Annotated in this window: 13 protein-coding genes and 1 tRNA gene; 10 read left to right on the forward strand and 4 right to left on the reverse strand. The window is 69.6% G+C overall.

The window, feature by feature from the left end; translation table 11 throughout:
- The first annotated feature begins 143 nt into the window (after positions 1–143).
- The 5 genes from AB0915_RS20235 to AB0915_RS20255 all read left to right on the forward strand — a co-directional run bounded on the left by AB0915_RS20235 (position 144) and on the right by AB0915_RS20255 (position 4,195).
- The gene (locus AB0915_RS20235; protein WP_366692424.1) at positions 144–1,274 is read left to right on the forward strand and encodes an ABC transporter ATP-binding protein; all 1,131 of its coding nucleotides are present in this window, start codon (positions 144–146) and stop codon (positions 1,272–1,274) included.
- Positions 1,271–1,912 carry an ABC transporter permease gene (locus tag AB0915_RS20240; protein WP_366692394.1) on the forward strand — a complete coding sequence of 214 codons (642 nt, stop codon included), beginning with the start codon at positions 1,271–1,273 and terminating at the stop codon, positions 1,910–1,912. Before AB0915_RS20235 ends, AB0915_RS20240 begins: the two co-directional genes overlap by 4 nt.
- Before the next feature lies 1 nt (position 1,913).
- On the forward strand, positions 1,914–2,576 hold the full coding sequence (locus AB0915_RS20245; protein WP_366692395.1) for an ABC transporter permease: 663 nt from the start codon (positions 1,914–1,916) through the stop codon (positions 2,574–2,576).
- A gap of 11 nt (positions 2,577–2,587) precedes the next feature.
- Positions 2,588–3,544 carry an ABC transporter substrate-binding protein gene (locus AB0915_RS20250; protein WP_366692396.1) on the forward strand — a complete coding sequence of 319 codons (957 nt, stop codon included), beginning with the start codon at positions 2,588–2,590 and terminating at the stop codon, positions 3,542–3,544.
- Between the two features lie 228 nt (positions 3,545–3,772).
- Complete coding sequence (locus tag AB0915_RS20255; RefSeq protein WP_366692397.1) at positions 3,773–4,195, forward strand: hypothetical protein; 423 nt, start codon at positions 3,773–3,775, stop codon at positions 4,193–4,195.
- A 445-nt stretch (positions 4,196–4,640) separates the two neighbouring features.
- On the opposite strand, the gene AB0915_RS20260 is transcribed toward AB0915_RS20255, so the two are convergent.
- Complete coding sequence (locus AB0915_RS20260) at positions 4,641–6,062, reverse strand: cystathionine beta-synthase (protein WP_366692398.1); 1,422 nt, start codon at positions 6,060–6,062, stop codon at positions 4,641–4,643.
- Positions 6,063–6,218: 156 nt separating this feature from the next.
- Between AB0915_RS20260 and AB0915_RS20265 the strand changes: the two genes are divergently transcribed.
- The 3 genes from AB0915_RS20265 to AB0915_RS20275 all read left to right on the forward strand — a co-directional run bounded on the left by AB0915_RS20265 (position 6,219) and on the right by AB0915_RS20275 (position 9,947).
- Positions 6,219–7,352, forward strand: a complete 1,134-nt coding sequence (locus tag AB0915_RS20265; protein WP_366692399.1) for an SGNH/GDSL hydrolase family protein — start codon at positions 6,219–6,221, stop codon at positions 7,350–7,352.
- A gap of 166 nt (positions 7,353–7,518) precedes the next feature.
- Entirely contained in the window at positions 7,519–8,739 is a 1,221-nt protein-coding gene (locus tag AB0915_RS20270) for an acetyl-CoA C-acetyltransferase (protein WP_366692400.1), read from the forward strand.
- 347 nt (positions 8,740–9,086) lie between these two features.
- A complete protein-coding gene (locus AB0915_RS20275) occupies positions 9,087–9,947 on the forward strand; it encodes a hypothetical protein (protein ID WP_366692401.1) in 861 nt (286 codons plus the stop codon).
- A gap of 45 nt (positions 9,948–9,992) precedes the next feature.
- On the opposite strand, the gene AB0915_RS20280 is transcribed toward AB0915_RS20275, so the two are convergent.
- Complete coding sequence (locus tag AB0915_RS20280) at positions 9,993–10,310, reverse strand: hypothetical protein (protein ID WP_366692402.1); 318 nt, start codon at positions 10,308–10,310, stop codon at positions 9,993–9,995.
- Positions 10,311–10,410: 100 nt separating this feature from the next.
- Here AB0915_RS20280 and AB0915_RS20285 point away from each other — a divergent pair, with 100 nt between their 5' ends.
- Positions 10,411–10,638, forward strand: a complete 228-nt coding sequence (locus AB0915_RS20285; RefSeq protein ID WP_037697864.1) for a DUF4287 domain-containing protein — start codon at positions 10,411–10,413, stop codon at positions 10,636–10,638.
- 118 nt (positions 10,639–10,756) lie between these two features.
- Here AB0915_RS20285 and AB0915_RS20290 read toward each other — a convergent pair whose 3' ends face one another.
- Both AB0915_RS20290 and AB0915_RS20295 read right to left on the reverse strand, forming a co-directional pair.
- Positions 10,757–11,644: a Bax inhibitor-1/YccA family protein gene (locus tag AB0915_RS20290; RefSeq protein WP_366692403.1), complete on the reverse strand. Its 888-nt coding sequence runs from the start codon at positions 11,642–11,644 to the stop codon at positions 10,757–10,759.
- A 147-nt stretch (positions 11,645–11,791) separates the two neighbouring features.
- A tRNA-Leu gene (locus AB0915_RS20295) sits at positions 11,792–11,877 on the reverse strand.
- Between the two features lie 714 nt (positions 11,878–12,591).
- Here AB0915_RS20295 and AB0915_RS20300 point away from each other — a divergent pair.
- Entirely contained in the window at positions 12,592–13,362 is a 771-nt protein-coding gene (locus AB0915_RS20300; protein ID WP_366692404.1) for an ABC transporter ATP-binding protein, read from the forward strand.
- The last annotated feature ends 50 nt before the right edge of the window (positions 13,363–13,412 follow it).

Here is a 13,412-nt window from a genome sequence, read left to right on the forward strand (position 1 = left end):
ATCATGCGCGAATACTCCTCATCCGGACACTCGGTCCTGCCTTTCGGGATTCTGTCACCAGTGTTTTATCCCGAGGCATTGACAACCTATTCAGTCAACGAGAACTCTGCATGACTATATGCAGCCGGGGCAAGGGACGACTGATGATCAAATTCGACGCAGTGAACAAGCGCTTCCCGAACGGCACGACGGCAGTTCATGAGCTCAGCCTCACCATGCCGGAGGGCGGCATCACGGTCCTGGTCGGTTCGTCCGGCTGCGGCAAGACCACCACTCTCCGGATGATCAACCGGATGGTCGATCCGAGCTCCGGCACGATCACGCTCGGCGGCCGGAACATCCTCGAAGCGGACGCCGCCGAACTCCGGCGCGGCATCGGTTACGTCATCCAGCAGGCGGGACTCTTTCCGCACCGCACGATCCTCGACAACATCGCCACGGTCCCGCTGCTGCTGGGCCACGGACGCAAGCGCGCCCGAGCCCGCGCGGCCGAACTGCTGGAGACGGTCGGGCTTCCGGCCGACGCCGCCAAGCGCTACCCGCACCAGCTCTCCGGAGGCCAGCAGCAGCGCGTCGGCGTGGCCCGCGCGCTCGCCGCCGATCCGCCGGTCCTGCTGATGGACGAGCCGTTCGGCGCGGTCGACCCCGTCGTGCGGACCCAGCTCCAGGACGAGCTGCTCCGACTCCAGCAGGAGCTGAACAAGACCATCGTCTTCGTCACCCATGACATCGACGAGGCGGTACGACTCGGCGACCGGATCGCCGTCTTCCGTACCGGCGGCCATCTCGTGCAGTGCGCACCGCCCGCCGAACTCCTCGCCCGCCCGGCCGACGACTTCGTCGCCGACTTCCTGGGAGCCGAACGCGGCCTGAAACTGCTCTCGTTGAGCACGCTCGCGGACCTCCCCCGGCAACCGGCGGCAACGGTGCGGGCCGACGAAACCGCCCCCGCCGGGCGCACCGACTGGCAACTGGTCGTCTCCGCCAAGGGCGAACCCCTCGGCTGGCTCGACCCGGCAGCCAACGGGCCGGGCCGGGCGGGGGACGCCGCGCTCGTCCCCGTACGGCCGCTGCGCGACACGGACTCGCTGCTCTCCGCGCTGAACGAATCGGTCGCCTCACCGGCCGGACTGATAGCCAGGATCGACGACGCCGGCGTCCTGACCGGCGTCACCGCATGCGACGCCGTGCACGCCCGGGCGGGCGCCGCCCACTCCGCAGCGGCCGAGCCCCCTCGGCCCGCGACGGTTCCGGCCGGAAAGGGCAGCGCATGACCATCGACTGGTCGTGGATATCCGACCACGCGAGCGACCTCGCCACCCTGACCGTCTCCCACCTCCAGGCCGCCCTGACCGCCGTACTCCTCGGCCTGCTGATCTCGCTCCCGCTGGCCGTCCTCGCCCACCGGGTACGCCCCCTGCGCGGCTTCCTCCTGGGGCTGTCGAACATCCTCTTCACGATCCCGTCCATCGCGGTCTTCGTGCTCCTGCTGCCGGTCTCGGGCCTCACCCGCACCACCACGGTGATCGGCCTGACCGTCTACACACTGGTCGTCCTCCTCCGCAACACGGTCGAGGGCCTCGACTCCGTCCCGACGCGCACCCGTGAGGCCGCCAAGGCGATGGGGACCCGCCCCCTGCGCATCCTGCTCACCATCGAGCTCCCCCTCGCCCTCCCCGTGATCATGGCGGGCGTACGGATCGCCACGGTCATGTCGATCTCGCTGGTCAGCGTGGCCACGTACATCGGCGACGGCGGTCTCGGCCAACTCTTCACCGACGGGTTCCAGCGCAACTTCCCCACCCCGGTGATCGTCGGCATCGCCCTGACCCTGCTGCTCGCACTGGTCGCGGACGCCCTGCTGGTCGCCGTGCAGTACGCGCTCACCCCCTGGAAGCGGAAGAGGGCCTGACATGTACGAACTCTTCGCGGACCTCGGCACCTGGCTGACCGACGCCGAGCAGTGGCAGGGCCCGGACGGCATCGCCCACCGGCTCACCGAGCATCTCCAGTACTCGCTCCTCGCCACCCTGATCGCGACGGTGATCGCCCTCCCGATCGGTCTGCTCATCGGCCACACGGGGCGCGGCGCCTTCCTCGCCATCAACCTCTCGTCATTCGGCCGGGCGCTGCCCACGGTCGGTCTGGTGGTGCTCGTCTTCCTGGCCAGCGGGCTGTCGATGACCCCGGTGTACGTGGCACTGGTCGCGCTCGCCGTCCCGTCGATCGTCACCAACACCTATGCCGGCATGACCGCCGTCGACCCGGAGGTCAAGGACGCCGCCCGCGGCCAGGGCATGCGCGGCCACCAGATCCTGTGGCAGGTGGAACTCCCCCTTGCCCTCCCCCTGATCATGACCGGCCTGCGCCTGGCGCTGATCCAGGTCGTCGCCACCGCCACGGTCGCCGCGTACGTCAGCTTCGGCGGCCTCGGCCGGTACGTCTTCGACGGCCTGGCTCAGCGCGACCTCGTCCAGGTCCTGGGCGGCGCGGTCCTGGTGGCGGTCGTGGCCATCGTCCTGGACCTGGCCCTGTCCGGGCTGCAGCGCATCCTCTTCCGTCACCGCACCGCCTGAGGAGACCACCCATGACCCGCACTCCCCGCAGCACCACCCGCCGCTCCCTGCTGGGCGGCCTCCTCGCCGCGGCCGCAGTCCCCGCGCTCGCAGCCTGCAGCAGTGGCATCACCTCGCTGGACGGCCAGGGCGGCGGTGGCACCGGCGGCGGCTCCAGCGCCGGCGGCGTCACCATCGGGACGGCCAACTTCACCGAGAACCAAGTACTCGGCTACCTGTACGCCGAAGCCCTGCAGGCCGCCGGAGTGAAGACAAAGGTCCGCGCCAACCTGGGCACCCGCGAGATCCTCATCCCCGCCCTCGAGGGCGGCGACATCGATCTGCTCCCCGAGTACCAGGGCGCCCTCCTGCACTACCTCGACCCGAAGGCGAAGGCCACCGAGGAGGGCGAGATGCAGAACGCCCTGGCCATCGCCCTCCCCAAGGGCCTCCAGATCCTCCCGTACGGCATGGCGGAGGACTCGGACGCCTTCGTCGTCACATCGGGCACTGCCAGGAAGTACGGCCTGACCTCCCTTGCCGACCTGGCGAAGCAGAACGGCAAGCTGGTCATCGGCGCGGCCCCCGAGGTGAAGAAGCGAACGGTCGGGGCGGTCGGCCTGAAGGACGTGTACGGAGTCGAGTTCAAGGAGTTCAAGTCGCTGGACTCCTCCGGCCCGCTGGTCAAGGGAGCCCTGAAGAAGGGCGATGTGGACGTCGCCAACCTGTTCACCACCGACACGGACATCACCGCCGAGGGCTGGGTGGTCCTCACCGACCCCAAGAACCTGATCCCCGGCCAGCACGTGGTCCCCCTGATCGCGGACCGCGCGGCGGACTCCACGGTCCGCAGGGCACTGGCCCGCCTGGGCGCCACCCTCACGACAAAGGACCTCACGGAGCTGAACCGTCTGGTGGACAAGGACAAGAAGGACCCGGAGGACGTGGCGCACGACTGGGCCGCGGCGCACGGCCTGACCAAGAAGTAAGAGCAGAAGGAGCCGCCCAGTGGTGATCTGGAGGTTCGCTCCGAGCCAGAGGTGAACTGGGAGAACGCGGTGCCGTGCCGTTCGTCGTGCCGTTGCCCGCCGTCGTCGTCGCGTCGGCGATCGCCGCATACGACCCGCCCCGCATCCACACCTGCTGAGCGGCTCCGCGCTTCGAAGAGGGGGGTTAGCCCCACTGCCTCGGACCCCTCCGCTTCGTACGGTAGATACATGGAAGCCCGCGACCCGGAGCTCAAGAGTGAGCTCAATGCCACCCTGCAGGCCCGTAGCGAACTGGGGCCGGAGTACGAGTCCGCGCTCATCGACTCGTTCCTGGAGAAGGTCGACCAGCGTCTCGACGTCACGCTCGACCGGCGGGTGCGGCGGCATCTCGCCGAACAGCAGATGGTGGTCGCCCGGGGGGCCCGGGCGCCGCAGCCGCCGGTGGGGAACTTCGGTGAGCGGTTCGGGTTCGGGGTCATCTCCTTGATCCTGGCCGTCCCGCTGTCCGCGATCGGGGTCACGAACGCCGGGGTCAACGGGCTCGTCGTGGCCTGGCTGGGGATCGTCGGGGTGAATGTCGCCCATGCCGCCCGTAGCCAGCCGTTGTTCCGGCGCTCGGAGGAGCGCACGAAGTCCGACTGGGAGGACTGACGGTCTCCCCCGCGACAGGGGGAGGCCGTGAGCGGCCGGCGGCCACGCCTGCGCGTGGGATGCACGATCAGCCGACGCAGGTCGACGTGACGCGGGCGGCCGGTGGTCCCGTTGACACGATCGGCGATGTCGTCGCCGGACAGGGAGCCCAGCGCGTCGAACAGGTGGACGCGCATGGAGGTATGTCGCGGGGGCCGCCGCACCCCCGGTTTCCCAGGGGGCGGGACGACGGCGGTCCCCGCGAGGGACGCGGGTCCGGGTCAGGGCCGGGTGCGCGCGTCCTGGCGACAGTGGAGGTCCGGGAGCCGCTCCGTTGTCCGCGTCGCCGTCTTGGGTGCCGACGGGTTTCCCTGCCGACACCCACCACTGTGCCGGAGCCGTGTTAAGCCGGTGCTGCGCGTACGTGTCGTGCTCGTACCGTTTTCGCGAAGCCCCGAACTGCTCCCTACTGCTTCGGGCCCGCGTCCTGCTTCGGGCCCGCGTCCTTCGCCAGGAACGCCAGCAGGTCCTGCCTGCTCACGACGCCCTTCGGCTTGCCCTCCACCAGCACGATCGCCGCGTCGGCGCCGCCCGCGCCACCGAGCACCGACATCAGGTCCTCGACCGGTTCGCCGGAGCCGACCTGCGGCAGCGGCGGCGACATGTGCTTCTCCAACGGGTCGGTGAGCGAGGCGCGCTGCGCGAACAGTGCGTTCAGCAGTTCCCGCTCCACGACCGAACCGATGACCTCGGCGGCCATCACGTCCGGGTGGCCGGCGCCCGGCTTCACGATCGGCATCTGCGAGACGCCGTACTCGCGCAGGACGTCGATCGCCTCCCCGACGGTCTCCTCCGGGTGCATGTGGACGAGCGTCGGCAGCGGACCGTCCTTGTAGTCGAGCACGTCGCCGACGCGGGCGGACGTACCCGTGTCGTCCAGGAAGCCGTAGTCGGCCATCCACTCGTCGTTGAAGATCTTGCTCAGGTAGCCGCGGCCGCTGTCCGGGAGGAGCACGACGACCACGTCGTCCGGTCCGAGGCGCTGCGCGACCTCCAGGGCCGCCACGACCGCCATGCCGCAGGAGCCGCCCACGAGCAGCCCCTCCTCCTTGGCGAGCCGCCGGGTCATCTGGAAGGAGTCCTTGTCGGACACGGCGACGATCTCGTCCGTGACCGTCCGGTCGTACGCGGTCGGCCAGAAGTCCTCGCCGACGCCCTCGACCAGGTACGGACGACCGGAACCGCCGGAGTAGACCGAGCCCTCCGGGTCCGCGCCGACGATCTTGACCGAGCCGCCGCTGACCTCCTTCAGATAGCGGCCGGTGCCGGTGATCGTGCCACCGGTTCCCACGCCCGCCACGAAGTGGGTGATCCTGCCGTCCGTCTGCTCCCACAGCTCGGGACCGGTGGTCTCGTAGTGCGAGCGCGGGTTGTTCGGGTTCGAGTACTGGTCGGGCTTCCATGCACCCGGTGTCTCCCGGACCAGCCGGTCCGAGACGTTGTAGTACGAGTCCGGGTGCTCGGGGTCAACGGCCGTCGGGCAGACGACGACCTCCGCACCGTAGGCGCGCAGCACATTGATCTTGTCCGTGGACACCTTGTCCGGGCAGACGAAGATGCACTTGTAGCCCTTCTGCTGGGCGACGATTGCCAGGCCGACGCCCGTGTTGCCGCTCGTCGGCTCGACGATCGTGCCGCCGGGCTTCAGCTCGCCGCTCTCCTCCGCGGCCTCGATCATGCGCAGGGCGATCCGGTCCTTCACCGAACCGCCGGGGTTGAAGTACTCGACCTTGGCCAGCACCGTCGCCTGGATGCCGGCCGTGACACTGCGCAGCCTCACCAGCGGGGTATTGCCAACGAGACTGATCATCGAATCGTGAAATTGCACCGTGTTACTCCGGGGTCTCCGAGATGGTGCGGCCAGGGTATGCGTACGGGCATGAGATTGGGCGAAGCGATTGGGCGACGGTCGTTACGGGGCAGTTAGCTGTAAGTACGGCGGTACGGCAACGAGGAGGTGGACCGGACTGTGTCAAGAGCAAGGGTGGCACGGCGGATCGCAGCGGGCGCGGCCTACGGCGGCGGCAGCATCGGACTGCTCGGCGCGGCGGCGGCAGGCGTGTTGCTGGCGGAGGTCCAGCTGGCGAAGCGGCAGGTGGGAGGCGGTATCGCGCCGGTTCCGCCCAGTGCGGACGGCCGGTACGGGGTGGCGTTCACCGGGCCTGCGGAGCCGCTGCGGCTCGGGCTGCTCGGTGACTCGACGGCGGCCGGCCAGGGGGTGCGCAGGGCCGGGCAGACGCCCGGGGCGCTGCTCGCCTCGGGGCTCGCGGCGGTGTCGGAGCGGCCGGTGGATCTGCGGAACGTCGCGCAGCCAGGAGCCCGGTCGGACGATCTGGAGCGGCAGGTCTCGCTCCTGCTGGCCGACACGTCCCGTCCGCCGGACGTCTGCGTGATCATGATCGGGGCGAACGATGTGACGCACCGGATGCCCGCCACCCAGTCGGTGCGGTACCTGACCACCGCCGTGCGCAGGCTGCGCACGGCGGGTGCGGAGGTGGTCGTCGGAACCTGCCCGGATCTGGGCACGATCGAGCCGGTCTACCAGCCGCTGCGCTGGCTGGCCCGGCGGGCGAGCCGTCAGCTGGCAGCGGCGCAGACGATCGGCTCGGTGGAGCAGGGCGGGCGAACGGTGTCGCTGGGCGACCTGCTGGGGCCGGAGTTCGAGGCGAATCCGCGCGAGCTGTTCGGCCCGGACAACTACCACCCGTCGGCCGAGGGGTACGCGACGGCGGCGATGGCACTGCTGCCGACCCTGTGCGCCGTGCTGGGCCTGTGGCCGGAGTCCGACCGTCTCGACGGGTCGCGGCGTGAGGACATGCTGCCGGTGGCCAAGGCGGCGTCCCAGGCTGCCCAGGAGGCCGGTACGGAGGTCACGGGGGCGCGGGCACCCTGGGCTCTCCTCAAGCACCGCAGGCGCCGGCGTCTGCCCGCGGCCACGGAGCCGCACCCGGAGCCGGCTGTACGACACTCGGATACAGAGCACCTGGACGGCCGGCACCCGGAGGTCCAGCCACCGGAGATCCAGCACCTGGACGGGAAGCGCCCGGACGTGCCGTTGGACAGGGACCCTCGCGCAGGCGGGGACGCGGGCACGGACCCCGCGCCCCGGACCGCCTGAGCGGTCGCTTAGAAAAGAGGCCCGCATCACACAGCCTGCCGGGTGACCTCGGCGATACGTACGGGTAACTTCCCAGACAGTCCCACTGAGTCCTGCTCAGTCGGCCGAGCCTCCCGCTCGGTCCTGCTCAGCCCAGACAGCCTTCCAGCCCTCATGGAGCCGCGTGATGCCCGAAGCCGTGATCGTCTCTGCTGCCCGTTCCCCCATCGGCCGGGCCTTCAAGGGGTCGCTGAAGGACCTGCGGGCGGACGACCTGACCGCCACGATCATCCAGACCGCGCTGGCCAAGGTCCCCGAGCTGGACCCGAAGGACATCGATGACCTGATGCTCGGCTGCGGCCTCCCCGGCGGCGAGCAGGGCAACAACCTGGGCCGCATCATCGCCGTGCAGATGGGGATGGACCACCTTCCCGGCTGTACGGTCACCCGCTACTGCTCGTCCTCGCTGCAGACCAGCCGCATGGCGCTGCACGCCATCAAGGCCGGCGAGGGCGATGTCTTCATCTCCGCCGGTGTCGAGATGGTGTCCCGCTTCGTGAAGGGGAACTCGGACAGCCTGCCGGACACGCACAACCCGCTCTTCGCCGAGGCCGAGGCCCGTACGGCGGCCCGTGCCGAGCAGGGCGGCGACGACTGGCACGACCCGCGCGAGGACGGCCTGGTCCCCGACGCCTACATCGCGATGGGGCAGACCGCGGAGAACCTGGCCCGGCTCAAGGGCGTCACCCGTCAGGACATGGACGAGTTCGGCGTCCGCTCGCAGAACCTCGCCGAGGAGGCCATCAAGAACGGGTTCTGGGAGCGCGAGATCACCCCGGTCACCACTCCGGACGGCACGGTCGTCTCGAAGGACGACGGCCCGCGCGCGGGCGTCACCCTGGAGGGCGTGCAGGGCCTGAAACCGGTCTTCCGCCCCGACGGCCGGGTCACCGCGGGCAACTGCTGCCCGCTCAACGACGGCGCCGCGGCGCTCGTGATCATGTCGGACACCAAGGCGCGCGAGCTGGGCCTGACCCCGCTGGCCCGGATCGTCTCGACCGGTGTCTCCGGCCTCTCCCCCGAGATCATGGGGTACGGACCGGTGGAGGCGAGCAAGCAGGCGCTGAAGCGTGCCGGCCTCACCGTCGACGACATCGACCTGGCCGAGATCAACGAGGCGTTCGCCGCCCAGGTGATCCCCTCCTACCGCGACCTCGGCCTGCCGCTGGAGAAGGTCAACGTCAACGGTGGCGCCATCGCCGTCGGCCACCCCTTCGGCATGACCGGCGCCCGGATCACCGGCACGCTGATCAACAGCCTGCAGTTCCACGACAAGCAGTTCGGTCTGGAGACCATGTGCGTGGGCGGCGGCCAGGGCATGGCAATGGTCATCGAGCGGCTGAGCTGAGCTGCAGCGGAGGATGGGCAACTGCTCGCCGAGGAGGGCGCACGAGGTCGGTCTAAGGGGGCGCCTGAGGCATCAGGCCCGACCGGCTGAGCCGATCGCCGCCCGGAAGCACTGAGCCGGCCTCTTCCACCGGCGACATTGCCGGTTCCGAGCCCCGACCGTGACCGAATCTCCCCCAGGATGTGACTTATCTCCTGGGGGAGAGCCATTTCTGCAGGTCACACCCGCATCAGGGCTAAACCCCAGGCACAAAGACCTGTCCAATTCGTGACGTAATGCACTGACACCGGGCGCAGCTAGAGGACAAGCTGATGTAGGAAGTCGGGGGATCGATTGAAACCGGGAGTATGTCAGTGAGCGCCATGCCTCTTGCCCTGTTGCTGACCGCCGCCGCTGCCACGGCCGTGGGTGCTGCTGCTCTGCACGCTGCTCACGGGCTGCGCAAGCAGGTCATGGCTCTGCGGATGGAGCTGGCCGCCGGCCCCGCCCGTACCGCCGCCGTGCCCCAGCAGGTCCGCAGCACCGCCACCCCCGCCGCCGAGATACGTGCGGCCGTGGCCGAGGCACTCGCCGAGGAGCGTGAGCGCGAGCTCGCCGAGGCGCGGGCGTTCTGGGCCTCTCAGGAGGCGCGCGACGCCGCGGACGCCCCGTCCCTGCTGGGCGGCCTGTCCGGGATCGGTGAGGACGCGTCGTTCTTCTTGCCGCGCCAGGCGGACTTCGCGGGCCTTGAGGCGATGGACCTCGACGCCGCCGAGGCGCTCGAGGAGCTGACGGAACTGGCCGAGTCGGCCGACACAACCGAGTTTCCGGAGACGGTGGAGTTCGCCGAGGACTCCCCCGAGCTGGCGGCGGCCCGTCGCCGTCACCCCTCGCACCCCGACTTCGTACCGGTACAGACCCCGGTCGTCACCGACCACGAGCGCACCGTGAGCCGGCTGGAGGAGCTCGCCGACAGCCGGACCGAGCTCGCCGACGTCCGCCCCGGCCCGCTCGGCACACTCGATGTCTACGTCTTCGCCGACGGCACCACGCTCTGTATGACCCCCGGCCATCGCGAGACGGCCGAGCGGCTCGCCGAGGCGCTGCTGGCGGGTGAGCACCCGGTGCTGCTGGGCGGTTCCGGTGTCTCCGGCGCGTACGCCCTGACCTTCTCCTGCGGCAAGGAGAACGTCTACATTCTCGCAGACCGCGTCATCGCCTCGCTCTGACCTGCGGGAGCCCCCCGGTTCCCGCGCAGCGGCCGTCGTCGGCCGCTACGCGAAAGCCCGGGTGGTCGCTTCCTCGACGAATCGCACGGCCTCGTCCAGTTCGACGGACGGGGCCCTTTCCAATGCGACCGCCAGGTCCCGGCCCGCGACCGCGACCTGGTCGCCGACCGCGAACATGCCCGCGTCCGGCATGATGCGGGGCTCGCGGCCCGGTGACTCGATGCGCTGGGCCCGTACGGCCAATTCCCTGGCCGCGGCCAGTCCCTCGGCAGCCGCTCCGTGCTGGAGCCTGCTCTGCGGGGCGGCGCGCAGCCGGTCGGCGAATCGGTCCACGACGGTGACCAGCGGGGTCGTATCGAGCATGCCGCGACCCTACGCGCCCTCCCGTGATGGTTGCCAACGGGCCGACGCTCAGGCACGGTGTCGGGAAGGACCAGCAACGCGCAATGCGTCGGAGGCGCCGATGACCCATGTCTTCTCCGAAGAGACCCATCGCAATCTGCTCTCCAGAATCCCTCACTGCACCGGTCGTGAAGTCTCCGACTGGCTCCGCACCGTCGAAGACGGCCCTGCCCTCCGGTTCGACGAGAAGGTCAGCTGGCTGCGGAGCGAACACGACCTCGCCTACGGACACGCGAAGGCGCTCGTCCACGAGTACGACCTGAGGCGGGCGGCGCGGAAGCTGCTCTAGGGCGTGTTTCGACAAACATTGCCGGTCACAGCACTGGGCAAGCGGCACCCGGACCGACAGAAACGGCCCGCAGGCGGTGAGCCTGCGGGCCGTTTCATTGGGCGGAGCGTGCGTACGGTCAGTCGTCGCCGCTCAGGATGGAGAGCAGGCGCAGCATCTCCAGGTAGATCCACACCAGGGTCATGGTGAGGCCGAAGGCCGCCAGCCACGACTCCTCGCGCGGGGCGCCGAACGCGATACCGTCCTCGACCTGCTTGAAGTCCAGGGCCAGGAAGCATGCGCCGAGGATGATCCCGATGACGCCGAAGAGGATGCCGAGACCGCCGCTGCGGAAGCCCAGGCCGTCACCTCCGCCGAAGACGGAGAACAGCAGGTTGACCACCATCAGGAGCATGAAGCCCACAGCGGCGGCCATCACGAAACCGTAGAAGCGACGGGTGACGCGGATCCAGCGCATCTTGTACGCGACGAGCACACCGGCGAAGACACACATGGTGCCCAGCACCGCCTGCATCACGACACCCGGCCCGATGTACGTGCTGACCGCGCTGGAGATCACTCCGAGGAAGACACCCTCGAAGGCCGCGTACGCGACGATCAGCGCCGGGACCGGCTTGCGCTTGAAGGACTGGACGAGCGACAGGACGAACGCCACCAGGGCGGCGCCGATCGCGATGCCGTAGGACTTGCCGAGATTGGCCTCGTCGACGGGCAGCAGGGCCCAGGCGAGCGCCGCGCCGAGCACCACGGTGCCGAGCGTGATCGCGGTGCGCGTGACGACATCGTCGATCGTCATCGCGCCGGTGCGCGCGGGCGCCTGCGGGGCGCCGTACTGGGCGTCCGGCTGGGCGTAGGGATTGGTGGCGTACGGGTTGGTGGCGGTGCCCTGGGCGTACGGGTTGCCGTTCGCGGTAGCGGCCCCGGCCTGCGGCGCCGCGTTGAAGCCCGCGTAGCCGTTGTCGCGGCTGAACCCCCGTCGCGAGAAGACCGGGTTGCTGCTCCTCATCTCACTCCTTCATGGCCACCCTGCGTGGCCTTGCCACAAGAGTAATGGGTAGGCAAAGGGATCACCCTAGTGCCAGAGGAGGATCTTTATGGAGGTCGATCGCTGAAGTGACGTCCGGCCGATCGGCACCGTCACTGAACGTCGCAGTGGTGCCCGGAGCCGGACTCGAACCGGCACGCCCCCGAGGGGCAGCGAGGTTTAAGCTCGCCGTGTCTGCATTCCACCATCCGGGCCTTGGCGCGCGGCTCCGCGTTGGCACCTGACCCTATCCGGGGGTATCCCCCGATCAGCGGAACAGTGGCGCGATGTTGTCTTATTTTATTGACAGTTTGAGGGGCCGTCAGCGCAGGATGTAAGGCATAGTCACATACCTGGGCGGGGCGGTGGGCACCCGGACCCGCAATCGGGAATGACGGAAACTCGCCTCCCCGGCACGGCCCTGCGCGCCATGGGCCCGCCACCCGCCGGGCAACGGCCTCACCGGCACTTCTCGCTCCCGGAGTGGACTCCGGCACTCATGGGGCCGAGGACACGCACGTGTCACCTGGATCACAGCGCCGGCCCCGGATCCGCGACGCACCTCCTGCCCCGTCCGCCCCGTCGGGCGGAATCAGCCGATCGAGCGACGCAGTCATGCGTCGGCACAGTCGTGCGAGGGGTGAGCGGGGCGCCGCGTCCGGTCAGCCCGACCGTCACTCTGTGTGATCTTGGATCCGGGTGTGCGCGCCGCGGAGGAACCGGGTGCGGGCGCCGCGAAGGAACCGGTTCGACGTACGACCGGCTCAGGGTCGGTGTCATACCCGAGGAGGACGAATCGCCCCTCCGGTGCGACTCAAGTGGCCCTCCGGAACGGGCACGGGGGCTGACGACCGGCATCGGATCAGCGCCGACGATGGAGTAGTCCGCTTCCGGACCCCCGAACCGAAGCCCTGAACAGGAGTGTCCCCGTGACCATCACCTCCACCGCTCACCGCGCCACCGCGGTGGCTGCCCGCGCCACGGATCTGTCCAAGGTCTACGGACAGGGCGAGACCCAGGTGAAGGCCCTGGACCGGGTCACCGTGGACTTCCCGCAGGGCGAGTTCACCGCGATCATGGGCCCGTCCGGCTCCGGCAAGTCCACCCTCATGCACTGCGTGGCCGGTCTCGACAGCTTCAGCAGCGGTTCGGTACGGATCGGCGAGACGGAACTCGGTTCCCTCAAGGACAAGCAGCTCACCCAGCTCCGCCGGGACAAGATCGGTTTCATCTTCCAGGCGTTCAACCTGCTGCCCACGCTGACCGCGGCGGAGAACATCACGCTGCCGATGGACATCGCGGGCCGCAAGCCCGACGCCGAGTGGCTGCGCAAGGTCATCGAGATGGTGGGGCTCTCCGACCGGCTGAAGCACCGGCCCACCGAACTCTCCGGCGGCCAGCAGCAGCGTGTCGCGGTGGCCCGCGCCCTGGCCTCGCAGCCGGAGATCATCTTCGGTGACGAGCCCACCGGCAACCTGGACTCCCGCTCCGGCTCCGAGGTGCTGGGCTTCCTGCGCAACTCCGTGCGCGAGCTGGGGCAGACCGTGGTGATGGTGACCCACGACCCGGTGGCCGCCTCCTACGCGGACCGGGTGATCTTCCTGGCGGACGGGGCGATCGTCGACCAGATGCTGCGCCCCACCGCGGACGGGGTCCTCGACCGGATGAAGGCGTTCGACGCCAAGGGCCGTACCAGCTGAGCCCGCCCGGCCGCCCCCGATCCCGCTTCCGGAACCCATCCCAGGACTGA

Origin of the sequence: Streptomyces sp. NPDC048411, assembly GCF_040704695.1 — a bacterium.
Taxonomy (GTDB): domain Bacteria; phylum Actinomycetota; class Actinomycetes; order Streptomycetales; family Streptomycetaceae; genus Streptomyces.

What these genes read in the sequence shown, in the direction of transcription:
- AB0915_RS20235 (WP_366692424.1), top strand. Translation starts at nt 144, where the DNA reads ATGATCAAATTCGACGCAGTGAACAAGCGCTTCCCGAACGGCACGACG.
- AB0915_RS20240 (WP_366692394.1), top strand. Translation starts at nt 1,271, where the DNA reads ATGACCATCGACTGGTCGTGGATATCCGACCACGCGAGCGACCTCGCC.
- AB0915_RS20245 (WP_366692395.1), top strand. Translation starts at nt 1,914, where the DNA reads ATGTACGAACTCTTCGCGGACCTCGGCACCTGGCTGACCGACGCCGAG.
- AB0915_RS20250 (WP_366692396.1), top strand. Translation starts at nt 2,588, where the DNA reads ATGACCCGCACTCCCCGCAGCACCACCCGCCGCTCCCTGCTGGGCGGC.
- AB0915_RS20255 (WP_366692397.1), top strand. Translation starts at nt 3,773, where the DNA reads ATGGAAGCCCGCGACCCGGAGCTCAAGAGTGAGCTCAATGCCACCCTG.
- AB0915_RS20270 (WP_366692400.1), top strand. Translation starts at nt 7,519, where the DNA reads ATGCCCGAAGCCGTGATCGTCTCTGCTGCCCGTTCCCCCATCGGCCGG.
- AB0915_RS20275 (WP_366692401.1), top strand. Translation starts at nt 9,087, where the DNA reads ATGTCAGTGAGCGCCATGCCTCTTGCCCTGTTGCTGACCGCCGCCGCT.
- AB0915_RS20280 (WP_366692402.1), bottom strand. Translation starts at nt 10,310, where the DNA reads ATGCTCGATACGACCCCGCTGGTCACCGTCGTGGACCGATTCGCCGAC.
- AB0915_RS20285 (WP_037697864.1), top strand. Translation starts at nt 10,411, where the DNA reads ATGACCCATGTCTTCTCCGAAGAGACCCATCGCAATCTGCTCTCCAGA.
- AB0915_RS20290 (WP_366692403.1), bottom strand. Translation starts at nt 11,644, where the DNA reads ATGAGGAGCAGCAACCCGGTCTTCTCGCGACGGGGGTTCAGCCGCGAC.